Source organism: Amycolatopsis sp. cmx-11-12 (assembly GCF_046269425.1).
In the GTDB taxonomy this organism is placed as follows: domain Bacteria; phylum Actinomycetota; class Actinomycetes; order Mycobacteriales; family Pseudonocardiaceae; genus Amycolatopsis.
Genome location: NZ_JADNQM010000021.1, coordinates 1 through 21,256, shown reverse-complemented (window position 1 = coordinate 21,256; position 21,256 = coordinate 1). Strand labels below are relative to the sequence as shown.

27 protein-coding genes and 1 tRNA gene are annotated in these 21,256 nt (G+C 67.8%); 14 read left to right on the top strand and 14 right to left on the bottom strand.

Features of this window, described 5'->3' with window-relative positions:
• The first annotated feature begins 4 nt into the window (after positions 1 to 4).
• The 3 genes from ACLARN_RS26205 (at position 5) to ACLARN_RS26195 (ending at position 2,450) form a co-directional block, all read left to right on the top strand.
• Entirely contained in the window at positions 5 to 382 is a 378-nt protein-coding gene (locus tag ACLARN_RS26205) for a DUF6153 family protein (protein ID WP_409494109.1), read from the top strand.
• 47 nt (positions 383 to 429) lie between these two features.
• Positions 430 to 1,005: a DUF305 domain-containing protein gene (locus tag ACLARN_RS26200; RefSeq protein ID WP_409494108.1), complete on the top strand. Its 576-nt coding sequence runs from the start codon at positions 430 to 432 to the stop codon at positions 1,003 to 1,005.
• A 182-nt stretch (positions 1,006 to 1,187) separates the two neighbouring features.
• A complete protein-coding gene (locus tag ACLARN_RS26195; protein WP_409494235.1) occupies positions 1,188 to 2,450 on the top strand; it encodes a DUF222 domain-containing protein in 1,263 nt (420 codons plus the stop codon).
• A gap of 345 nt (positions 2,451 to 2,795) precedes the next feature.
• Here the strand turns inward: ACLARN_RS26195 and ACLARN_RS26190 are convergent, their stop codons facing one another.
• The 3 genes from ACLARN_RS26190 to ACLARN_RS26180 all read right to left on the bottom strand — a co-directional run bounded on the left by ACLARN_RS26190 (position 2,796) and on the right by ACLARN_RS26180 (position 7,057).
• Entirely contained in the window at positions 2,796 to 3,869 is a 1,074-nt protein-coding gene (locus tag ACLARN_RS26190; RefSeq protein WP_409494107.1) for a SagB/ThcOx family dehydrogenase, read from the bottom strand.
• Positions 3,870 to 3,922: 53 nt separating this feature from the next.
• A complete protein-coding gene (locus tag ACLARN_RS26185) occupies positions 3,923 to 4,045 on the bottom strand; it encodes a hypothetical protein (RefSeq protein ID WP_409494106.1) in 123 nt (40 codons plus the stop codon).
• Between the two features lie 81 nt (positions 4,046 to 4,126).
• Complete coding sequence (locus ACLARN_RS26180) at positions 4,127 to 7,057, bottom strand: AfsR/SARP family transcriptional regulator (protein WP_409494105.1); 2,931 nt, start codon at positions 7,055 to 7,057, stop codon at positions 4,127 to 4,129.
• Positions 7,058 to 7,494: 437 nt separating this feature from the next.
• Between ACLARN_RS26180 and ACLARN_RS26175 the strand changes: the two genes are divergently transcribed.
• Complete coding sequence (locus ACLARN_RS26175) at positions 7,495 to 7,773, top strand: YggT family protein (protein ID WP_409494104.1); 279 nt, start codon at positions 7,495 to 7,497, stop codon at positions 7,771 to 7,773.
• A gap of 56 nt (positions 7,774 to 7,829) precedes the next feature.
• Positions 7,830 to 8,744: a Ku protein gene (locus ACLARN_RS26170; RefSeq protein WP_409494103.1), complete on the top strand. Its 915-nt coding sequence runs from the start codon at positions 7,830 to 7,832 to the stop codon at positions 8,742 to 8,744.
• On the opposite strand, the gene ACLARN_RS26165 is transcribed toward ACLARN_RS26170, so the two are convergent.
• Both ACLARN_RS26165 and ACLARN_RS26160 read right to left on the bottom strand, forming a co-directional pair.
• Positions 8,731 to 9,369: a B3/4 domain-containing protein gene (locus tag ACLARN_RS26165; RefSeq protein ID WP_409494102.1), complete on the bottom strand. Its 639-nt coding sequence runs from the start codon at positions 9,367 to 9,369 to the stop codon at positions 8,731 to 8,733. The two genes, ACLARN_RS26170 and ACLARN_RS26165, sit on opposite strands and share 14 nt — an antisense overlap.
• Before the next feature lie 11 nt (positions 9,370 to 9,380).
• On the bottom strand, positions 9,381 to 9,992 hold the full coding sequence (locus tag ACLARN_RS26160) for a LysE family translocator (protein WP_409494101.1): 612 nt from the start codon (positions 9,990 to 9,992) through the stop codon (positions 9,381 to 9,383).
• 149 nt (positions 9,993 to 10,141) lie between these two features.
• Between ACLARN_RS26160 and ACLARN_RS26155 the strand changes: the two genes are divergently transcribed.
• Together ACLARN_RS26155 and ACLARN_RS26150 are read left to right on the top strand one after the other, a co-directional pair.
• Complete coding sequence (locus ACLARN_RS26155; RefSeq protein WP_409494100.1) at positions 10,142 to 10,642, top strand: ATP-binding protein; 501 nt, start codon at positions 10,142 to 10,144, stop codon at positions 10,640 to 10,642.
• A 125-nt stretch (positions 10,643 to 10,767) separates the two neighbouring features.
• Entirely contained in the window at positions 10,768 to 10,974 is a 207-nt protein-coding gene (locus ACLARN_RS26150; protein ID WP_409494099.1) for a CsbD family protein, read from the top strand.
• 47 nt (positions 10,975 to 11,021) lie between these two features.
• Here ACLARN_RS26150 and ACLARN_RS26145 read toward each other — a convergent pair whose 3' ends face one another.
• Positions 11,022 to 12,128 (bottom strand): cytochrome P450, encoded by a 1,107-nt coding sequence (locus ACLARN_RS26145; RefSeq protein WP_409494234.1) that lies wholly within the window; start codon positions 12,126 to 12,128, stop codon positions 11,022 to 11,024.
• An 87-nt stretch (positions 12,129 to 12,215) separates the two neighbouring features.
• Here ACLARN_RS26145 and ACLARN_RS26140 point away from each other — a divergent pair, with 87 nt between their 5' ends.
• The 3 genes from ACLARN_RS26140 (at position 12,216) to ACLARN_RS26130 (ending at position 14,111) form a co-directional block, all read left to right on the top strand.
• On the top strand, positions 12,216 to 12,671 hold the full coding sequence (locus tag ACLARN_RS26140) for a MarR family winged helix-turn-helix transcriptional regulator (protein WP_409494098.1): 456 nt from the start codon (positions 12,216 to 12,218) through the stop codon (positions 12,669 to 12,671).
• A gap of 124 nt (positions 12,672 to 12,795) precedes the next feature.
• Positions 12,796 to 13,392, top strand: a complete 597-nt coding sequence (gene sigK, locus ACLARN_RS26135; RefSeq protein WP_409494097.1) for an ECF RNA polymerase sigma factor SigK — start codon at positions 12,796 to 12,798, stop codon at positions 13,390 to 13,392.
• On the top strand, positions 13,389 to 14,111 hold the full coding sequence (locus ACLARN_RS26130) for an anti-sigma factor domain-containing protein (RefSeq protein WP_409494096.1): 723 nt from the start codon (positions 13,389 to 13,391) through the stop codon (positions 14,109 to 14,111). Before sigK ends, ACLARN_RS26130 begins: the two co-directional genes overlap by 4 nt.
• On the opposite strand, the gene ACLARN_RS26125 is transcribed toward ACLARN_RS26130, so the two are convergent.
• The 6 genes from ACLARN_RS26125 to ACLARN_RS26100 all read right to left on the bottom strand — a co-directional run bounded on the left by ACLARN_RS26125 (position 14,108) and on the right by ACLARN_RS26100 (position 17,289).
• Positions 14,108 to 15,043, bottom strand: a complete 936-nt coding sequence (locus ACLARN_RS26125; protein WP_409494095.1) for an SDR family NAD(P)-dependent oxidoreductase — start codon at positions 15,041 to 15,043, stop codon at positions 14,108 to 14,110. The genes ACLARN_RS26130 and ACLARN_RS26125 overlap by 4 nt on opposite strands.
• A gap of 84 nt (positions 15,044 to 15,127) precedes the next feature.
• Positions 15,128 to 15,694 (bottom strand): alkaline shock response membrane anchor protein AmaP, encoded by a 567-nt coding sequence (locus ACLARN_RS26120; protein ID WP_409494094.1) that lies wholly within the window; start codon positions 15,692 to 15,694, stop codon positions 15,128 to 15,130.
• The gene (locus ACLARN_RS26115) at positions 15,691 to 16,218 is read right to left on the bottom strand and encodes a DUF6286 domain-containing protein (protein WP_409494093.1); all 528 of its coding nucleotides are present in this window, start codon (positions 16,216 to 16,218) and stop codon (positions 15,691 to 15,693) included. The genes ACLARN_RS26120 and ACLARN_RS26115 overlap by 4 nt, the downstream gene beginning before the upstream one ends.
• Complete coding sequence (locus tag ACLARN_RS26110) at positions 16,215 to 16,601, bottom strand: Asp23/Gls24 family envelope stress response protein (RefSeq protein WP_409494092.1); 387 nt, start codon at positions 16,599 to 16,601, stop codon at positions 16,215 to 16,217. Before ACLARN_RS26110 ends, ACLARN_RS26115 begins: the two co-directional genes overlap by 4 nt.
• Positions 16,602 to 16,606: 5 nt before the next feature.
• The gene (locus tag ACLARN_RS26105; RefSeq protein WP_167480063.1) at positions 16,607 to 16,783 is read right to left on the bottom strand and encodes a hypothetical protein; all 177 of its coding nucleotides are present in this window, start codon (positions 16,781 to 16,783) and stop codon (positions 16,607 to 16,609) included.
• 41 nt (positions 16,784 to 16,824) lie between these two features.
• The gene (locus ACLARN_RS26100) at positions 16,825 to 17,289 is read right to left on the bottom strand and encodes an Asp23/Gls24 family envelope stress response protein (RefSeq protein ID WP_409494091.1); all 465 of its coding nucleotides are present in this window, start codon (positions 17,287 to 17,289) and stop codon (positions 16,825 to 16,827) included.
• On the opposite strand from ACLARN_RS26100, the gene ACLARN_RS26095 reads away from it, so the two are divergent.
• Positions 17,176 to 17,811 carry an alpha/beta hydrolase gene (locus ACLARN_RS26095; protein WP_409494233.1) on the top strand — a complete coding sequence of 212 codons (636 nt, stop codon included), beginning with the start codon at positions 17,176 to 17,178 and terminating at the stop codon, positions 17,809 to 17,811. The two genes, ACLARN_RS26100 and ACLARN_RS26095, sit on opposite strands and share 114 nt — an antisense overlap.
• A gap of 28 nt (positions 17,812 to 17,839) precedes the next feature.
• Positions 17,840 to 19,057 (top strand): alkaline phosphatase, encoded by a 1,218-nt coding sequence (locus tag ACLARN_RS26090; RefSeq protein ID WP_409494090.1) that lies wholly within the window; start codon positions 17,840 to 17,842, stop codon positions 19,055 to 19,057.
• 67 nt (positions 19,058 to 19,124) lie between these two features.
• On the opposite strand, the gene ACLARN_RS26085 is transcribed toward ACLARN_RS26090, so the two are convergent.
• Positions 19,125 to 19,736 carry an ANTAR domain-containing response regulator gene (locus ACLARN_RS26085; RefSeq protein ID WP_076168651.1) on the bottom strand — a complete coding sequence of 204 codons (612 nt, stop codon included), beginning with the start codon at positions 19,734 to 19,736 and terminating at the stop codon, positions 19,125 to 19,127.
• Between the two features lie 174 nt (positions 19,737 to 19,910).
• Here ACLARN_RS26085 and ACLARN_RS26080 point away from each other — a divergent pair.
• A tRNA-Leu gene (locus tag ACLARN_RS26080) sits at positions 19,911 to 19,984 on the top strand.
• Between the two features lie 82 nt (positions 19,985 to 20,066).
• A complete protein-coding gene (locus tag ACLARN_RS26075) occupies positions 20,067 to 20,258 on the top strand; it encodes a hypothetical protein (RefSeq protein WP_409494089.1) in 192 nt (63 codons plus the stop codon).
• 179 nt (positions 20,259 to 20,437) lie between these two features.
• Here ACLARN_RS26075 and ACLARN_RS26070 read toward each other — a convergent pair whose 3' ends face one another.
• Positions 20,438 to 20,713, bottom strand: coding sequence for a hypothetical protein (locus ACLARN_RS26070; protein WP_409494088.1), 276 nt, complete (start codon positions 20,711 to 20,713; stop codon positions 20,438 to 20,440).
• Between the last annotated feature and the right edge of the window lie 543 nt (positions 20,714 to 21,256).

Below are 21,256 nucleotides of genomic sequence, written 5' to 3'. Positions count from 1 at the left end.
AGCCGTGACCCAGTCCTCGTACCCGGCCGCCCTGCGGTGGCTGTTGTTGTGCGTGGTGGCGCTGGGGCTGGTCGGCATGCATCACGTCATCGCCGAGACCGGCCACGGCGCGGGGCACGAGACCTCGGTAGTCGCGATGGTGGACCCGTGTTGTCCAGACACTCCTTCGCACGACGACGGCGGACACAGTGGACTGCATCTGTGTCTCGCGGTGCTCGCCGCGGCTGTCCTGCTGATCGTCACCTGGCTGCTCGTCCGGAGCGGACGGACCGTGGTGACGTGGAAGTCGCGGCGGGGCGGTGGTTCGGCGTCGGGTCGTGATCCGCCGCGCTGGAGACCGGTTCCGGAACGACTGTCCTTCCTTTGCGTGTTGCGGGTGTGACAGGCGGGCACGTCCCGCCATACCCGAAACCGATCTGAGGAAGAACCATGACCAGCAGGAAACTGGTCGGGGCGGCGCTCGCCGCCCTGGCCTCCTTCGCCGTGCTCACCGGATGCGCGAGTTCCGACACCGCTTCCAGCGGGCACGACATGTCCACGATGAACGTGCCGGAGCCCCAGCAGGCCGGGCACAACCAGGCCGACGTCACTTTCGCGCAAGGGATGATCCCGCACCACGAGCAGGCGCTCGCGATGGCGAAACTCGTCGACGGCCGCACTCGCAACGCGAAGGTCGTCGATCTCGCCGCGCGGATCCAGCGGGCGCAGGACCCGGAAATCCAGCAGCTGACCGGATTGCTGAAAGGCTGGGGAGTGGCGCCGTCCGGCGAACACTCCGCGCACGGCATGATGACCGAGGACGACCTCGCGAAACTCGGCCGGGCCAACGGCACCGCCTTCGACAAGCAGTGGCTGGAGATGATGGTCAAGCATCACGAAGGCGCGCTCGCGATGGCGAAGACCGCGTTGCAGCAGGGCAGCAACGCCGAGGTGAAAGCCTTGGCGCAGAAGGTGATCGACGGTCAGCAGGCCGAGATCACCGAGATGCGCACCCTGCTCGGCTGAGTCGGGAAGGTCGCGCGGGCCGGGATCAGCCGGCCCGCGCGACCGCCTCCCGGAAGTGCGCGCACTGGGTGAAGTCGTCGTGCTCGCACCCGAGAGCACAGTGGCTGATCAGGTTGGTTGTGTTGCTGTGCCGCAGTTTTGGCTTGTGGGGTGGTTTGAGGTGGTGTTGCCGGAAATCGGGAATGGCCGACAGCGCCGCAAGATCCAAAAGTGTCGGTGGTCGGTTGTACGGTTTGTCCGTGGATACACACAACGCCACTGTGGCGCTTCTCGAGGACCTAACCGACTCGAGTTTCTTGGAGGATATCAATACTTCTGTGTGCTCCCTGGATGACAGGGATTCCGTCGCTGTCGCGCAAGCCGCGTCCGAGGGCATCGCACGCTTGGAGGCGATCCGGTTCCGTGCCCTGGCCCAACTGAATCGCCACCGCGACGGCGCGAGAAGCGTGACGCAGGAAGTCGCCTTCGCTCTGTCCTTTATGGACAATCATGCCGCCGCGATGGTCGCCGTCGCCGACGCGTTGACCACCCGCCTGCCCTGCACCCTGGGCCTGATGGATCGGGGGCTGGTGAGTGGTTTCGGGGCGATGAAGGTCGCCGCGGCCACAGCGTGGCTGTCGGACGAGGATGCCCTGGCCGCGGATGCCCTGCTGGAAGAGCGCCTGCCCGGGAAAAACCCCGACCAGATCCGGAAAGCGGCGAGTTATACGGCGACGACGGTCGACCGTGAGGGTGCGGACAAACGGACTGAGCACCATCGCGAAGGCCGCCGTCTCACCCTGCGGCAGGGCGAGACAGGGGTGGCGTCGATCGAGATCGAAGACGGCCCTGTCGAAAAGTCAACGCCGCCTACCGTCGGATCGACCGTGAAGCGCGGGCGCTCAAGGCCGGCGACCGAAACCCGCACCCTGGACCAACTGCGTGCCGACGTCGCCCTCGACCTCCTCCTCGGTGGCCAGGGCGGGGTGAGTGAACGTACGGAGGTGTTCCTCTACATGGACCTGTTCACCTATCTCGGCCTCAACAACAACCCCGCGGAACTTGCCGGGCACGGCCACATCCCGGCGTCACTCGCCCGGCACATCGCGACCGGCCCGAACGCCGTCCTGCGCCGCATCATCACCGACCCACTTTCGGGACAGGTCAAGGACCTCGGCCGAGGCCGCTACCGGCCCACCGCGGGCGTCGACGAATACGTCCGGGTCCGTGATCGTGAATGCCGAAGACCTGGCTGCCACCGCCTCGCCCAGGCCTGCGACCTCGACCATTCCGTGCCGTGGCAGTCCGGCGGCCACACCGACGCCGACGACCTCGTCAGCTTCTGCCGCCGAGACCATCGACTCAAAGACGAGCCTGACTGGAGCTACCGGCTCGCACCCGACGGCACTCACCGTCACCACCCCTACCGGACAGACCTACGACAGCACGCCTCCGCCGCTCCATGAACCCCGCACGAAGCCACTCCTGAGGGATATGCCGCCACCGTTCTGATGCTGTTGCCGAAGAACGGCAACGGCTCCGTCGCCAGGGTGTCCACCTGTAAGCCCTGTCAGCCAAGCACTACCGCACCAGCTCGTTACCGAAAAATGGCCACGTTCGCCGCCCCGGCCCGAGTGGCGTCGAACCGACGACCGCGCACCGTCGAGACCTTGTCGACAAGCTGACGCAGCCTCGAGTCGTTACCGAAAACCGGCGAAGGCTCCATTCGCGGGAGCAGACCTCGGCACGGGACTCCAACGATGGCACCCACCGTCGGCGTGGCATAACGGACCTGACGCAGTTGGCGCTCCTCACACGCGAGTGCCGAGTACCGACATGCCGAGCACCAGTTCGTTCGCCGGGTCGCAGCCGAGGAGGTCTTCGACCAGTTCGTCGCGGAGCGCCGCGGTGAACGTGACGTTCAGTCCGAGTGCCGTCGCCAGCAGGTAGACGGTCTGGCTGAGATGCCCGACGTCCATCAGCAGCACCCGGTACGTTCGGCTCACCGGATATTTCCACTGGTTCCGTTCGATGACGCTGGTGTAGATCAGCAGTGCGCCGGCGTTCCCGGTCCAGTGCTGATCGCCGGCGAGCGCAATCAGTTCGTCGTCGTCGATCTTGCCGTCCAGTGGCGTGAGACCGTGCCGGAATCCGTCGTAGCGGTAGATCCCGCGATCCAGTTCCTCGACGTTCCGCGCGTATACGTACACCTCTGTCGGATGCCGGGCCCCGCCCGACGGGCTCGTCTTGAAGACGTTCCCGGTGGCCGGGATGTCCGAGTGCGTCTCCGGCCTCGTCGGCCGGGCTGCCGTGAGGAGCGCGCTCAAATCGCGCAGCCGTAAGGGTTCTTCGCCGAACTCGCGGGTGCTTCTGCGCTGGTTCAGCGCGTCGCCGAGCCCGATCGCGTTCAGCGGTTCCGGCGACGGTTCGGGCAGCGGTATCGCGTCGTACTCGGCCGAGGGCCTCACCGGAGAAGGCGGAGGGCTGGCCTTCGCCTTCTCCAGCAAGGTTTTCGACGTCATTTCGCTGGTCGTGAACTCGGTCTCACGCAAGGATCGGGTGCCGAAGTGAAACGCCCGCGCGGACGTCCCCCAAGGCCCCCAATCCCGAAGGATCCCTTCTTCCCGCCGCTGACGGGAAGAACCTTTGACCACCAGCACGTCGTACCGGATCATCGCTCGCGCGATACGGACGAGTCTTTCCCCTGTCTCGGGATTGTCGTCCGCCGCACGGATCGATTCCGGTTCTCGCCAAGAACTGAACCATCGCAGGACGCGTTCGGTTCCATCGGCGAGTTTGAGCTGGCGATGCCCGAGGTGATCGTCCCAGACGACGTCACCATCGGACCAGTAGAGCGTTCCACAAGAGGAAACCCTTACCAGCATCGAATGTCTTGCGCCCCAGTCCCCAGTAATACTTTCCGAATACTTCAGGTCATTCAGTGGCGTGAGCGGAAAGGAGGAGCGCCGGTCGGTGGCGGCTCGAACCCGCCCCAGGTGCTCTGCGCCTTGTACTCCGCTTCGAGCTCCAGTAAGAACTCGTCGTCGTCATCATCGTGCATGTCGCCGATCCTCTCCGTGAGCGGTTACTCCGGTCAAGCGAATATACCTACGCCAACAGAGTACCGGAGCAGAACGACAAATTACGCCGAGTAATCACTCAGGAGCTGTTTGAGTTCGCGAACCTCAGTGGAGTCCGAAACGCCCAAGGCGGTGTATAAGCGCAAGGCGAAGCGGCGATGACTGTCCGCTTTCGGTTGCTCACCGAGAATGTCGAACGCGATCGCCATCTCCTTGTGGGCGATGGGCAGCATGCTGCGATTCCCGGTCGATTCCAGCACTTCCAGTGCGGTGGTGAACTGGGTGATCGCCAGTGCGGCATCGCCGGTTTCCCGCGAATTCATGCCGAGGGCCAGAAAGCATTCCGCCTCGAGATCGGGAGATTCGTTCTCGTGGGCCAGTCGTAGTGCCTGGTCGAGTTCCTCGGCGGCTTCGGGATACCGCCGGTTCTCGGTGTGGATCAGCCCGATCCGGTGCCTGGCGCGGGCCTCGATGAGCACGCTGCCATGGGCGTGGGCGGTCTCGCGTACCCAGCCGAGGTGTTCGATCGCCTCGTCCGACTCGCCCCTGAGCCAGTGGGTGACGGCCGAATTGCCCCTTGCCCGGCACTGCATCCGCACGTCGCCGGTGGTCGCGGCCAGTTCGAACACCTCGTTGAACAGCCGGTTCGCCTCGGTGAACTCGTTGAGCCGCCACAGGGTCAGCGCGTACATGTGCAGGGCCTGGTACTCGAGGACCACGTTCCCCGTGACCCGTGCGGCGGACAGGGCGAGGGTCTCCAGCTCCCTGGCCTGGCGGTAGTAGCCGCGGTTGTCGAAGTAGCGCCAGACCGACGAGCAGAACGGCACGAGGTCCGAATACTGCTGGTGGTTGTTCATCGCGACGGCCACCGGCAGGACGTTCTGCCAATGCGCGTCCATCCAGTGCGCGGCCTGATCGTAGTCGGCGAAGGACTGTCCGTACTCGCTCTTCGGGACTTCGAGGCCGCCAGGCTCCTCTTCGGAATCCGGGTCGATGAACTCCATCGCGGCCGCGACCGTGCTGCGGTAGTAGTCGAACAGCCGCCGCATCATCGCTTCGCGCTGGTGTTCGGGCTCCTCCGCGAGCAGGAGTTCGCGGCCGTAGCTGCGGAGGAGGTCATGCATCTCGTAGCGGTCCATCGACGGCTGCCGCAAGAGGTTCACGTCGACGAGGCGTTCGGCCAGGCGACGGGCTTCACCGAGGTCCACTTCCGCCAAGGCCGCCGTCGAATGAAGGTCGAACGCGGCACCGGGGTGATGACTCAAGCGCCGGAACACCCGGCGTTCGGCTTCGGTCAAGTTCAGATAGGACACTCGGAACGCGCCCGCGACGTCGCGTTCCCCGGCGGTGAGTTCGCCGAAACGGTTCCGCTCGTCCCGCAGCTGCCTGGCGACGAAGTCGAGCGTCCAGGACGCCCGCGCCCGCAGCCGGCTCGCCGTGACGGCCAGCGCGAGCGGGAGATCGCCGCAGAGGCTCGCGACCCGGTCGGCCGCGTCGGGGGACTCCCGCTTCAGCCTGGACGGCCCGACGATCCGGCCGAGCAGGTCCACCGCGTCCGCTCGGCTGAACGGTTCCAGGGAGAGCAGTTCGGCGCCGTCGAGGTCCACGAGCCGGGTTCGGCTGGTGATCAGCACGCAGCAGCTCGCCGAGCCGGGCAGCAGCGGGCTCACCTGAGCTGCCCCGATGGCGTTGTCCAGCACCAGGAGCACGCGTTTGCCGGCGAGGCAACTGCGGAACAACGCCGCCCGCTGCCCCGTCCCGGCGGGAATGTCCGAACCTTGGATACCGAGCGACCGCAGCAGTGCCTCGAGAGCCGCGGCCGGGTCGACAGGGTCGCCCGCGGGCGAGAATCCTTCGAGGTTCACGAAGAGCTGTCCGTCGGAGAACAGTGGGGCGAGCCGGTGCGCGGCGTGGACGGCCAACGCGGTCTTGCCGACACCGGGCATACCGTCGATCGCGATCAGGCGCGGCCCCGTCGAGGACTCGTCCTGGCCGATATCGAGGACCGTCCGCAGCTCCGTGGCGCGACCGCCGAACGCGGGGAGGTCCGCGGGAAGCTGCGCGGGGCGGGGGAAGAGCGCCTTCTGCGCGTCCGCGTCCTCGCGGCGCCCGCCGGTGTCCATCCCGGCCCGGAGCCCGCCGACGCCGTAGCGGACGAGGGCGCCGTCCTCCAGCAGTTCGGCGTCGGCGCGGAGGATCTGCTGGTAGAGCGCACACAGTTCGGCGCTCGGGTCGACACCGAGTTCCTCGGCGAGCGCGTTCCTGGTCCGGTCGAACGTCCTGAGCGCGTCGGCGCCGCGGCCCGCCCGGTACAGCGCCAGCATGGTGAGGCATTGGAGCGTCTCGCGGGTGGGATGCCAGGCGGCGAGGTCGAAGGCCTCGCGGGCCGCCACGTCGGTCTCGCCGAGCCGGAGCCTGGCGCCGATCAGGAGTTCGCAGGCGGCGAGGCGTTCTTCGTCGAGTCGTCGCGCCGTCTGCTCGATGGCGTCGCCTTCGAGACCGTCGAAGGCCGGGCCGCGCCAGAGCGCGAGCGCTTCGGCGAGCTTGCCCGCCGCCTGGGAGAGCAGCCCGGCGGCCAGGAGTTCGGCGCCCTGGTTGTAGTCCGCTTCGAAGCGGACCGAGTCGAGCGAGGCGCTGCTGATGACGACGCGGTACGCGGAGCCGGTGGTGACCACGGCGGACCGCGCCGCGCCGAGATCGTGCCGCAGCCGCGCGATCGCGTTGCTGACCTGGCGGACCGCCGTCTTCGGCGGCCGGTCCGGCCACATCGTGCTGATCAGGTAGGACGCCGGGACCAGCCTGCCCGCGTTGATCAGCAGAGAAGCGAGGAGGCGCTGTTCACGGCGTCCGCCGAGCCGGACGGGGACGCCGTCGACCTCGGCTTCGAGCGGGCCGAGGACGGAAAAGCGGAGCTGGGAGGGTTGGCCGGTGAGCTGCGGATCGCCGGGGGTGCGGGGCGATCCTGCCGATTCAGGTAAACGCTCGGCGGTCATATGCGACTATGTCGTCCGAGACCGTGAGAGTGCTCAGCACTACCTCCCAGTCGTCCGCTCGCCCGGTGTTCGGCACCCTAACCCACCGCTTCGCCCTCCAGCCAGATCGACGTGGGGGTACGCCGTGTGGCATTCGGCCTAACGGGCGGGCCCGCGCCTGCCTTTGGAACCGGTCCGATTCTACCTCCGGCGGCCCGTGAGCTGCTCGGATGTCAGCCGGTGGAGAGCCGATGTAATTCCGATGCAGGGCCTTGGAAAGCTGAAGATGTCAGCTGGGCGGGTTCGGCGCGACGGGGCAGCGTGCCGAACCGCGGTAGGGGCTCCGCGGCGGTTGGCCTTCGAACTGGGGGTGGCCAACCGCCCTGGTAGCCCCTTTTCCGGTCACAGGCTGCTCCCAGCAAAGCACGGCACACTGGAGCGAAGAGGAGTGTGCCGTCATGAGTGCTCTTGGTGATCTGCTGGGCTTCCTGCTCACCCTGTTCCTGATCGTGCTCGTCGCCAGGATGGTGCTGGACTGGACCGTCAGCCTCGCCGCCCGGCCGCCTTCCTGGTCGTTCCGGGCACGCGGGATCAGCCACCGGCTGACCGAGCCCGTGCTGGCGCCGGTCCGCCGCGTGGTCCGGGCGGTTCGGGCCGGTGGCGTGGCGTTCGACCTCGCTTTCACCCTCGTGTTCCTCGCGATCGTCCTCCTGCAGTCCCTCGCGTTCAGCCTCTGACCGGGTGTGATCCGCCGCGATTCCGGGTACCAGGGCGGTGGAGGAGAGGAGTGCCCATGCGCCCGGTCTGGAGCGGTTCGCTTTCACTCGGTCTGGTGACGGTGCCGGTCCGGTTGTACAGCGCGGTCGAGGACCACACGGTGCACTTCCGCCAGTTCCAGCGCGGGACCGAGGACCGCATCCGGTACCGGCGGGTGAACGAGCGCACCGGCAAGGAAGTCGACTACGACGACATCGTCAAGGGTTACGAGCTCGACAGCGGCGAGTACGTGGTCGTCGAACCGGAGGAACTCGACGAGATCGCCCCCGGCCGGTCGAAGTCGCTCGATATCGAGAGTTTCGTCGAGCTTGACGCCATCGACCCCATGTTCTTCGACAAGACGTATTGGCTCGCGCCCGCGAAAGAGGAATTCGAGCGTCCGTACGCGCTGCTGCTCGAGGCGATGCGTTCGTCGGGCAGGGCCGGGATCGCGAAGTTCGTCATGCGCGGCCGCGAGTACCTGGCGCTGGTCCGTTCGGGGGACGGCGTCATGGTGCTCAACACCCTGCATTTCGCCGCCGACCTGCGCGACCCCGCCGAGCAGCTGCCGGATCTGCCCGGCAAGGCCAAGGCGCGCGGCAAGGAACTCGACATGGCCGTCAACCTGATCGACGCGATGAGCGACGACTGGCGGCCCGAGGAGTACAGCGACACCTACACCGATCGCGTGCGGAAGCTGATCAAGGCGAAGAAGAAGGGCAAGACCATCACGCCCGCCACCGAACCCGGTGAGCCGACGAAGGTCGTCGACCTGTTCGAGGCCCTTTCGAAGAGTGTCGAGAGTGGGAAGTCCAAGAAGAAGGCCAAGCCCTCGAAGGACCTGTCCTCGCTGTCGAAGGCGGACTTGGAGAAGCTGGCGCGGGAGCGCGACATCAAGGGACGGTCGAAGATGACGCGTGCTGGACTGGAGAAGGCGCTCAAGGCTTCGTGAACCCCGCCAGTTCACCCGCGATGGCCTCGATCAGCAGCCGGACGTCCTCGGCGGCCGTCGCGTGCAGCCCTTCCGAAACGATCAGCACGTCGGACGTCGTGGCGGAGACCGCGGAGTGCCCGCTCTGCCGGTTCGTCCAGCGCCGCGCGTGGGCTTGGCCGTCTTCGTCGGCGAAGATCACTTCGCCCGGGTTCGGGTTCTCGACCGTGCCCGCGAAGGTCACGTATTTCTCGTCGCCTCGTGCGTGGCGGACTTCGAGCGAGCCGCTGATCTTCGCGACGTCGAGCACCGCGACGGGGATGGCGTAGGCGACCGAAACCGCGTTGCAGAGGTCGATCACCGGATGGATCCGGGGGAGCGTGCTCTCCTTCCGCAGTCGGCGCAGCAGCGATTCCGACGCGCAGCGGTACTGCGTCGGCTTCAGTCCCATCTTGGCGAACGCCCGGCGCCAGGCCTGGATCTCGGGGAACTCCGATTCCGGCCCGTCCGCGAGCCGTCGCGTCGCCCGCGCGACGAACTTTTCGAGATCGACAGGCATTTCGGCGGTGATGCCGGTGGCCTGGAGGGTGCCGACGGCGAGGCCGGGGTGATCGGCGCGGACGTCGGGGTGGTGCTGGAGTCGCATACGAGACCTGTCTATTGGGTGGTGAACGCGAGTTTGGCGCCGAGTGCGGCGAAGGAACCGGCGAAGATCCGCCGCATCCAGGCGAGCACGCGAGGCCGGGAGAGGACGTGGTGGCGCACGCCGGCGGCGAGGACGCCGTACACGCTGAACACGACGAACGTCGCCAGCATGAACACCCCGCTCAGCACCAGCATCCGAGGGATGGAGCCGGGTTCGCCTGCTGGGACGAACTGGGGCAGGAACGCGAAGAAGAACAGCGTCAGCTTCGGGTTCAGGACGTTGATCAGCACACCGGAGGTGATCGTCCGCAGCGCCGACTTCGGTTCGGGCTCCCCGGCCACGACGATCGCGTCCCGGTCCTTCAGCGTCGCCCACGCCATGTAGAGAAGATAAGCGACACCAAGGTATTTGATGATTTCGAAGGCCACCGCGCTCGCGTGCAGCAGCGCCGCGAGGCCGGTGATCGCGGCGACCATGTGCGGGACGATCCCGAGGGTGCAGGCGGTCGCGGCGAGGACGCTCGCGCGTCTCCCGCGGGCCAGTCCGGCGGACAAGGTGTAGACCACGCCGGTGCCGGGCGTGACGACCACGACCAGGGTGGTGATCAGGAAGGCGATGCTCACGCCGATCACTCTGCGCCCTCTTTGGTCTGACGAACAGAGCCAAAGTGGCGCTACTCCACTGGACCAAAGGCCTGCATGAGGCGGCCTGCGGGCGTCACCGGATGGAGTGGCATGATGCACGCTCGCACGTCGACGAGGAAGGCCTTGGTTTGAGCGCGCGCACCTCCCAGGTGGACGACCTCCGGCTGGTGGCACAACCGAATGCCATGTTGTGCACCGAGCTCTTCGTCCGTCTCATCTTGTCGGATTGGTCCTTGCGGCCGTTGCTCGATCAGGCGAAAACCGCCGCCGCCAGACTCGTGGGCGCACTCGTCGACGCCGCCGATCCGAAGGCGCCACCGTTCCTGACGCTGAGATTGCGGCTGCAATCGGATGTTCTGGTCATCGAGGTCGACCACGAGCTGGCCGGTCTGCCCGCGCCGACACCCGCGCCCGGCGAGCGGACCGGGGTGGCCCCGGGCGAGACCGGCGGCGTGACCACCTGGTGCGAGCTGCCGCTGCCCGGCGGTATGTCCGCCGGACAGGTGCAGCTGCCGCGGCGGGGCGACCGCCGGACCCTGGTGGACGAACCCGTCTCCGGTGCGCCCGTCGGCGCCGATCCCGAAGTCCTGGAACGACTTTTGTCGCGGCTGAGCGGCTGGTCCGGCTGATCCTCTGTGGCTTCCCTGCTTCAGTGAGCGTGATCACCCGTCCGTGCGCATGACGAATCCGGATCTTGAGTTGTCCTTCCTGAGTACGGCGCACGATCCGGGCGCCACGGACGGAGGAGGACCCGATGTCGTTGGGCGACAAGATCAGCAACAAGGCCGAAGAGTTCGGCGGTAAGGCCAAGGAAGCCGCCGGCGACGCCACCGGCAACGAGGAACTGCGTGCCGAAGGCCAGACGGACCAGGCGAAGGCCGGCCTCAAGGGCGCCGTCGAGAACGTGAAGGACGCCGTCGGCGACGCGGCGGACAAGATCCGCGGCACCTTCAAGAAGTAGCGGTTCCTTCCGGGCCGGGGCAGCGGATTCCGCGCCCCGGCCCGTTCTCAACCGTGTAAGAGCACCGGCAAGCTGGTGAGCCGCGTGCCTTGGATGCCGCCGAGGAACGTCTGCCGGAGTTCGGCATACGGCACGGCGAGCCGGGCTTGGGGGAAGTCCGTGCGCAGAACCGTCGCCACCGCCCGCAGTTCGAGCTGCGCGAGCTGGGCGCCGACGCAGAAGTGCGGTCCCGCGCCGAAAGTCAGATCCGGGCCCGGTTTCCTGGCCGGGTCGGTGTTGATGCCCTGGATGTCGACGAGTACCGGGGCCCCCGCGGGGAGCCGGATCCCGGCGAGGTCGAGCTCCGTGGTGGTGAACCGCCAGAGAGTGAACGGCGCGGGCGGATGCACCCGGAGGGTTTCGCGGACCAGATGGCTCTCGGGGGACGTGTCGCCGTCGAGAAGCCGCGCGACCAGGAAGCCGATTGACGCGTCGGTGGTCAGCTGCCCGGCGAAGATCAACGCGAACAGGTGATACCGCAGATCGTTCTCGGACGTCCCGGGCGGAAGGTTGTCGCGCAGTTCCGTCGCGAGCCCGTTCCGGTTCGGGGTCAGTCCCGCGGCGGCGAGGTCCGCGATCGCCGCGATGGCCTTGCCCTGGGCGCCCGGCTCGGGATCGGACATGCGGCGGCAGGCGTCGACGGCGGCGTCGAGCAGGTGGAGCGGGATGCCGAGCAGGTCGAGCAGGACGGTGAGCGGGAAGCGGGTGGAGAAGCCGTCCATGAGGTCGACGGTTCCGTCGCCGAGTTCCGTCAGCAGGACGCGCGCGATGTGGTGGATCCGGTCCGACTGCGCCTGGATCCGTTTGGCGCTCAGCAGCGGAGCGTGCGCTCGCCGCAATTCGGTGTGGTCCGGGCCGTCCAGCGTGGTGAGCGACGGCTGTTCGGCGGCGGTCTGTTCGAGTCCGGTCCAGTTTTCGGGGGCCAGTGCGGGATCTTTGGCGATACGCGGGTCCGACAGGACCTCACGGGCCAGCTTCTCCTCGGTCACGATCCACGCCTTGCCGCCCGACGGCGCGGCCACTTCGACGAGGGGACCGGCGGCGCGCAGCGCGGGGCGGACGGGGTCGGGCTCGGTGATGCCGCGGGTCGTCGCGGCGAACGGGTCGGGGAGCAAGACAAACTCCTTCATGAGAAAGTAGCTTCACCATGAAGGTATATTCGTGGCCGGTAGGTTGTCAAAGCACTTACTCGAGGAGGTTCAGTGGAGGATCGGGTCACGTCGTTGCTGGACGGCCTCCGGAGCTTCGGCGCGAACTACACCGAGTTCACCCGTCGCTTCGCGAACTGGCTCGGCCTGCACGCGACCGACGCCGCCGCGCTGGTGGAGATCCTCTACGCCGAGGACACCGGCTCGCCACTCTCCCCGGCCCGGCTCGGTGAACGTGTCTCGCTGACCTCGGGGGCGACCACGAACCTGCTGAACCGGCTGGAGAACCTCGGTTATGTGGTGCGGACCAGGGAGAGCACCGACCGGCGGGTGGTGACCTTGCGCAGCGGCCCCGACATCCAGGGACCCGCGCGCGAGTTCTTCGGCCCGTTCAGCGCGGGGCTCGCGGCGCTGGTGGCGGAGTATCCGGCGGAGGAAATCGAACGGTTCGAGGCCTTTCTGCGGAATCTGCGGTCCACAATGGACAAGGTGCTCGACCAGCAGGGGTAGGGGCTCCCGCCCCGTTCGAGTGTTCTCACCCACTTGACCAGTCCGCGCCGCCTCCGGCGCCGAATTCCTTCCAGACGCCATGGAAACCGCGTAGCCGGGCGTCGGGTGAGGTGGAGGCAGCTTGATGGTCGAGGGTGTGCGGACGAGTCCGCGCAAAAACGGCGGCACCGGAGCGGAGCCGGCCGAAGCGAGCCTGATGCAACGGGTCGCGGCCGGCGACGAACAAGCGTTCGCCGACCTGTACGACGTCGTGGCGGGACCGGTGTGGGGAGTGGTGAACAGGGTCGTCCGCAACGGCACGTTCGCCGAGGAAGTGACCCAGGAGGTACTGGTGGAGGTGTGGCGGACGGCGGCGCGGTTCAAACCGGGCAAGGGGACCACGCTGGCCTGGGTGCTCACCATCGCGCACCGGCGGGCCGTGGACCGGGTGCGTTCGCATCAGGCCGCGCTCGACCGGGACGACCGCGCGGGCAGACTCGATTTCCGGCGCCCGTTCGACGAGGTCGCCGAGTCCACGATCAGCAATCTGGAGCAGCAGCGGGTGCGGCAGTGCCTGTCCGCGCTGACCGAACTGCAACGGGAATCGGTCGTGCTGGCCTATTACAACGGGTACACCTACCCGGAGGTCGCGGAAGTGCTCAAGACCGCGCCCGGCACGGTGAAGACCCGCATCCGCGACGGCCTGATCAGGTTGCGTGACTGTTTGGGGGTGGGGCAATGACGGCGGAACTGCACACACTGACCGGGGCGTACGCCGTGGACGCCGTCCCGGAGGAGGAGGCCGCGGCGTTCAAGCGGCACCTGCGGGGTTGTCCCGCGTGCGGCCAGGAGGTCCGGGAACTGCGGGAGACCGCGGCACGACTGGGGGCGTCACTCGCCGTCGTACCACCGCCGAGGCTGCGGGAAGCGACGCTCACGCAGGTCTCCCAGATCCGCCAGTGGCCCCCGCTGGTCGCGGCCGTGCGGCGTGCCCAGCCCGCGAAGAAGCCGCCTGCCCGGGTCGCGCTCTGGGGTGCCGCGGCGGCCGCCGTCGGAGCGCTGGTGTTCGGACTGGTCACCACGAACACCGAACCGGGAGCCGACCCCGCACAGCAGCAACTCGCCTCGGTGAATTCGGTGCTCACCGCGCCCGACGCCTCGACTGTGAAGGGCACCGAGCCAGGCACGACCACAGTGGTGACTTCGCGGAGCCAGGGCAAGGTCGTCGTGCTGGCGGGTGATCTTCCGCCGCTGGCGCCCGGCAAGGCGTATCAGGTCTGGCTCATCGGGGCGAGCGGCGTGCATTCGGCCGGATTGCTCGCTTCGGACGGTCCACATCGGACTCGCCCGGTCCTCGCAGACCTGCCGGGAGGGATCGACCGGGTCGGCATCACCGCCGAACCGGCCGGGGGTTCGCGGACCCCGTCCATCCCGGCCGTCGCGATGATCTCCCTGGCCTAAAGACCGGTCAGCCGCTCGCAGGCCTGCCAGAGTTCTTGGCGCTGCGCGGCGGTTTCCCGGGTCTTGCCGAAGTAGTGCGTCGGACGCTGGACGCGGTCGTGCCAGAACATCCCGTTGTAGCGGGCGGGTTCCTCGGCCGCGGCGAGCCAGACGAAGGTGTCGGCGCCCTGCTCCGGGTTCCGCAGGATCGGCCGCGTCAGCTTCTGGAAAGTCGGCAGTGAGGCCGCGACGCCGGGAGTGTCGGCCCAGCCGGGGTGGGCGCTGTGCACCGTGACTCCGGAGCCGTCCAGCTCATCCGCCCAGAGTTCGGCGAGCACCACCTGCATCCGTTTGGTGCGCGCGTATCCGGCGGCAGGCTGGTAGTCGCCCCGCAGATACTGGAGGTCGTCGGTGCGCAGCGGCCGGCTGTACATCCCGCCGGAACTGACCCAGATCACCCGCGCGCCGTCAGCCAGTTTCGGGCGGAGCGACGAGGTGAGGAGATGCGGGCCGAGTACGTGCGTGGCGAGCATGACTTCGTTGCCCTCGGCCGTTTCCGTGCGCTCGGCGGGCATCACGCCGGCGTTGTGCACGAGGATGTCCACCTGGCCGTCGAGGTCCTTGGCGTAGTCGCGCACGGACGAAATCAGGCTGACGTCGCACTGGTCGACGATGATCCGCCCGGAGCCCGCGGCGCGCTCGATCTCGGCGCGGGCGGCGTCGCCGTCACCGCGGACCGCGATCCGGACGGTCGCGCCCAGTTTCGCCAGCCCGATGGCGGTCGCCTTGCCGAGACCCGCTTTCGCACCGGTCACCACCGCGACCTTGCCCGCGAGCGCGTCCGGCGCGGGGTCCTCCGGCCACCACCGGCGTCGCAGGAAATGCCCGACGCTGCTGTAACCGAGCAGGGTCCGATCGAGTACGGTGTCGGCGGCTCGAGTCACGCTGGACATGCGGGTACTCCTCATCGCTCGTGACGCGTCTGCGCGGGAAATCAGTACCCGAACCGCATTCCCGGTCCGCTCGCCCCGGAAACCCTATTGGATGCGGGAACCCGTCTTCGCGGAGAAGCGGAACTCGATGGTCGTGGGAAGGTCTTCGAGGTCCAGCGCCCGGCGCAACCGCGGCAGGCCCTCCTCGGTGACCCGTTCGCGGATGGCGGCCAGGTCGCCGTCCTGCTCGGCGCTCAGCACCACGGCCAGCACCGGCGCGTCCTGGGTGCCGCCCAGCGTGGCGTGCGCGGCGTGGACGCCGGGATAGGTCGCGACCTCGGCCGTGAACGGTTCGACCGCGGTGCTCGCGGCCAGCGCGGTCCGGCCCGTGTCCTGGTCGAAGCGCCAGGTGTGGGACTTGGGTTTCCGGACGGGCTGGGCGATGAGCCAGCGCAGCGTCAGCAGCCCGATGACCACCGCGCCCCCGGCGACGGCGTACCAGGCCCAGCCGGGCGGCATCGCCGTGCCGGGGACGAGCGCCGTATCGGCCTTGAGCAGGGGGATCCTGCCGAAATGGGTGCCGACGGCGAACACGCCGCCGGCGAGCAGCACGAGCCCGGTCAGCACCAGCAAGGTGCGGTTCAGGCGGGCGGGACGGTTGAGGTCGGTCATGACGCGCTCCTGGTGGCCTTGACCCGGACCCGCACGGCCGGGACGGTGGCGGGGCCGATCTGGGCGAGGCGATGCTCGATGGCGGCGCGGACGGCGTCGGCGAGTCCCGCGGTGTTCGTCCGCCCGGTGGTCACCACCGAGACGATCCCGCGCCGTTTGACCTTCAGCTTCGCCGCGGCGACGCCGTCCACAGTGGACGCGGCGGTGCGCAGCGTGGACCGGTAGCTGCGCCGGGAAGCGCCGGAATCCGGGCCGCCTTCTAGCGGCAGCACGGTCGGCCGCCCCGGGACGATCGCGGTCACGAGGAGCAGCAGGCCGATCAGCGCGACCACCCCGCCCGCGATCGCCGGAAGCGGATCACTCCATCGGGTGTCGTGCAGCGCGGTCGCGACGGCGTCGTAGCTGACCCACGGTTTCTCCCCGATGATCGTCTGGACCGCGACGGTGGCGGCCAGGACGCATCCGGCGAGCACCACGAGGGCGACGAGCACTGCCGGGACGCTGCGGCGGGGGCGCCGTTTCATCGGACCCTCCTCGTTTCGGTCTCCGTGGAATGCAGGGCCGTGACGGTGACGTCGACCCGCGTGACGGTGAGGCCGGAGAGTTCACCGACGCGGTGGATCAGGTGTTCCCGCGCGGTTTCGGTGGTGGCGCGGACCGAAAGCGGATACTTCACCGAGAGCCGGACGTCCAACGTGGCCGTCGAGCCGGTGACGTTCGCGCTCACCTTGGCGCCCTGGTCGAGGTCTTCACCGCCGACCGCGATCCCGAGCACCCGGGAGGCCGCGCCGCCGATGCCGTCGAGTTCGGTGATCGCCTGTGCGGCGATCCGCTCGACGGCACCGGCGGCCACGGTGAGCCCGCCGCGCCCTTCCGTGTCCGGCGCGGCGGCGGTCATGGTCGTCATGGCGGTCAGCCCCTGTCGCGGCCGGCCAGGGCCGAAAGGTCGAGCTTGCCGTCGAGGAACCGGCCGACAAGCAGGCCCAGCGCGCCGAGGACGAGCACGACGAGAAAGGCGCCGAAGCCGCCGAACGCGCCGGCCACGCCGAGCACGAGACCGGTCAACAGGCCGAGATGGGTGGCGTTCATGAACGTTCTCCTTGCAGTCGGGCGCGGACCGGCGCCGGTGGTCACTGGACGCGGGTGGATTCGGTGCTCTCGTCGGTGTCGTCGTCGCCCGGGATGTACACGTCGGACACGTTGATGTTGACCTCGACGACCTCGAGCCCGGTCATCTGCTCGACCGCGCCGATCACGTTGCGGCGAACGGACTTGGCGAGATCCGCGATCGCGACGCCGTATTCGACGACGATCTGCAGGTCGACCGCGGCCTGGCGCTCGCCGACCTCGACCGAGACGCCCTGCCCGGCGGACGCGGTGGCGCCCGGGATGCGCTCACGCAGCGCGTTGAACGCCCGCACAGCGCCGCCGCCCAGCGCGTGGACGCCGGTGATCTCACGGGTCGCGAGGCCCGCGACCTTCTGCACGACGGTGTCGGCGATCGTGGTCACGCCCTGGCTGGAGACGAGCGCGCTGTTCTCAGCGGGGGCGGCGGAGTTCGAGTTGGGCTTGGCGGTGGTGGCGGTGTTCGTCATCGCTGTCTCCTCGGTTCGGATTCCCTTGCCTGTGGCGGAAGTTCACGGTCTCCCGATTTACCTCCACACTCCAATAGACCCAGCCGCGACAAGATCGTCACGACCCGATCGTGTGGTCTGGATCTCATCGTTCGTGGGTATGTCTTTCGGAATAGTTCCCAGCGCCGATTTCGGCAAGGTTTTTCAACCTGTCGAGGGTCATGCGCGAAGTGGGCGACGGTGTTGGCTTCAGGGACCGGAAATTTCCGAAGGCAGGAGTGCCGAGTGAGTCCACGTCGGTCGTGGTGGATGGGTGCGCCGCCGATCCTGCTGGTCGGGACCACCCAGGACGCCGCGACGACCTATGGCTGGGCCCAGCATCTGGCCGGGAGTCTTCGGACGGCGGTATTGCTGTCCAATGAGGACATCGGGCATACCTGCTCCTTGCCGGTTTCCCCGCCACCGGCGTCGCCCTCGCGGTCGTCGCTCACACGCCGGGATCCTTCGCGACTGACTCTCGCCTTCTGTCGCGCTCTCTGTTAGGAAAGGTTCCTAACTAATAGGAGGCGATGTGCGCGGACGAGGTCTGGCGGCAGCGACGGTTCTGGTGGTCCTGTGCGGTGGCTCTGCCGCCGTCGCGGAGACGACGACGGCGGGTTCCGGGGCGCGGGTGGCGCGCAACATCATCTACATCCAGGGCGACGGCCTCGGCCTGGGTCAGCGCGATCTGCTCCGGCTGGCGCTCAAGGGCAAACGCGGCGAACTGGCGATGGACGGGCTGGCGGTCACCGGTCTCGTTCGGACGGCGTCGGACGACCCCGATGAGATCGTCACCGACTCGGCCGCGGCGGCCACCGCCCTGGCCACCGGGCACAAGACGCGTAACGGGGCGGTCGGCGTGGACGTCCACGGGCGTCCGCTCGAAACGATCCTGGAGCAGGCGAAACGGGCGGGGAAGTCGACCGGACTGGTCACCACCGCGCAGGTGACGGGTGCTTCGCCGGCGGCGTTCGCGGCGCACGTACCCAGCCGGGATTCGCAGAGCGACATCGCGAAGCAGTACATCGAGAACAGCCGTCCGGACGTCCTGCTCGGGGGCGGCGAGGACTGGTGGTATCCGAAGGGGAACCCCGGTCTCTGGCCGGACAAACCGGGGGAGGAGAGCCGCAGCCCCTACGGCAACCTGGTCGAACGCGCGCAGCGGACGGGCTACACCTACGTGCGCGACGGCGACGAACTGCGGAACACGCGGGCGAACCGGATCCTCGGCCTGTTCGCGAACGAGGACATGGTCGACTACGGCCCGGACGGCGTCGGCAAGTACGCGCCGCGAGTGCCGCTCCAGCAGATGGCACGCAAGGCGCTGGACACGCTGTCGAAGAACCAGCGAGGCTTCTTCCTGTTCCTGGAGGAAGAGGGCACCGACGGGATGTCCCACGAGAACAACGCGCACGGCGTGATCGACGCCGGCCGCGCACTCGACGCCACGATCGCCGAGGTCATGCGATTCGTCCGCACCCACCCCGACACGCTGGTGATCATCGGCGGGGACCACGAGACCGGCGGGCTGAGCATCGAGAACTACGACGACTCCGACACCGATCCTGACCAGGACGGCCCCTTCGACGTACCGGGCTCGAAGCTCCAGTTCACTGTGGACTGGACGACACACGACCACACCGGCGCCGACACCCCGGTGACCGCCGAAGGCCCCGGCTCCGATCGGTTGGGCGGCACCGTCGACAACACCGACGTCTATCGGGTGATGCGAGCCGCCGGCCGCCTGTAGGACCCGAACGCCGTGAAGGCCTCCTTCCCCGTGGGGAAGGAGGCCTTCACGGCGTGTTTCGGAGCCGTCAGCCGATGCTCTCGACGACGGCCTCGGCCACCGCCTTCATCGTGGTCCGGCGGTCCATTGCGGTGCGCTGTATCCAGCGGAACGCGTCCGGTTCGGTGAGCCCCTGACGGCTCATCAGCAGACCCTTTGCCCGGTCGATGACCTTGCGGGTCTCCAACCGGTCGGTGAGGCCCGCGACCTCGGCCTCGAGTGCCTGTAGCTCGGAAAACCGGCTCACGGCCAGCTCGATGGCGGGCACCAGGTCGCGTTTGGCGAACGGTTTGACCAGGTACGCCATCGTGCCCGCGTCCCTGGCCCGCTCGACCAGGTCGCGCTGACTGAACGCGGTCAGGATGACGACCGGCGCGATCCGGTCGCCGGTGATCTTGGATGCGGCCTCGATACCGTCGAGTTTGGGCATCTTGACGTCGAGAATCACCAGGTCGGGCTTCAATTCGGTAGCCAGGTTGATGGCCTGCTCGCCATCCCCGGCCTCACCGACGACCTCGTAGCCCTCTTCGCGGAGCATCTCGACGAGATCCAGCCGGATGAGGGCCTCGTCTTCGGCCACGAGCACCCGCCGCTGGGGTGCGGCGACGGCACCGTTGGCCTCGGCAGCCTGCTCGGTCACCGGGGTCCTCCTGAGGGTCGTCGGGCAGTTCGGTTCGCGGGCTGTCCGCGAACCTGAAGCCTACCGGGAACGATCCAGACGGCTAGATGGCGTTCACCACGTCCAGGCGGTCGTCACACTCCCGGGCCCGGCGAACGGCGCGCGGCCGTGATCCCGTAAAGTTCACCCGGCACCGCCCCCGTAGCCCAACTGGCAGAGGCAACGGATTCAAAACCCGTCCAGTGTGAGTTCGAATCTCACCGGGGGCACAGACAACATCCCCACAAGCTCAGGCGCGGCTCCGCGCGGGATTTCGTGGGAGGGCGTCACGTCGGTGATCCCTTCCGCTACGTGAGTGATCTTCGGCAGCTGGTCTGCCGGGAGCTTGATCGTGATTGTCGCATGTTCGCCGTCGTCGTGGACCATGATGGCGAGCTGGACGGCTTCGAACAGCGCGCCCAGCGCGCAGGAACCATCCAGCAGTGCTCCGGTCTTACCGGCGGCCATGGCCGCGCACTCGGACACACCGATGTCGCACCGTGATTCGAAGTCCACGTCCGCACACTGCCCGTCTATGAGCGCGCGTGTTGCCGTCGACAGCATCACGCCTCTGTCCGCGCGGCGTTCCCGCTCTCGGCCAGCACTCGCAGCGCAAGGGTGAGCAGTCCGTCTCCGGTACGCCGAACACCGTCCAGACGGTGGGCGGGTGCGATCCCCGTCCATCACATCGTCGTGCAGCAACGAAAATTATGGACCAGCTCCACCGCCACGGCGGCCGGGACCGCTTCGGCGTCTACGCCTCCCACCGCCTGAGCCGATACCAACGTCACAGCGGGGCGAATCATCTTGCTACCGCCCGAACGCGTCGGCCTGCCCTGTTCATCGCGCCAACCGACGTGATACGACGCCACCCGCCGTATCGGATCGGGCAGCAAGTCCACCGCCTCGCGTAGCGCTGGGCCCAGCACCGCTTGTGTGCTCGCGAGCACGTCGGTCACGACTTTTCCTTGCTGGACAACGTCAGTTCTCACGGCCGCCACACCTCGGGGGCGATCACTCCGGCATCCCATCGAATCTCGGGCTCGGGCGAGCCCCAGGACCCTATAGCGGTAACTGGATGGCCGGGCACGCGGGTAATTTCTGACGATACGCTGGTTTGCCGTCCGGTCCAAGGGTGTCACCCGGACGGCCCGCCGTCCCGAGTCGAAGGTTGATCTAGGACGAGGACCGGCAACATCTGGCATAGTCAGGAATTCCCGGCCGATTCATTGTCGTGCGCCAATCCCTGCTGGGACCCGGAATCTCGCTTGAACGGCGTAACGCATTATTGGCGCGGTAACTCTTCGCTCACGGAATCGGCCCTTGTGTGTGACGGCCAGGTGCGCCAGTACGCGAACCGTTGAACGTGGTCTAACCTGCGTCTTTCACGCAGTGTGATGTAGATCTGGTCGTGAAATGGAGGAAGTGCCTGTCCTGTAAGGGAAACTTGGGCTTGCGAAGGTCCAGGGTTCTCTCACGGGAAGGCACTTCCTTGGTGCACG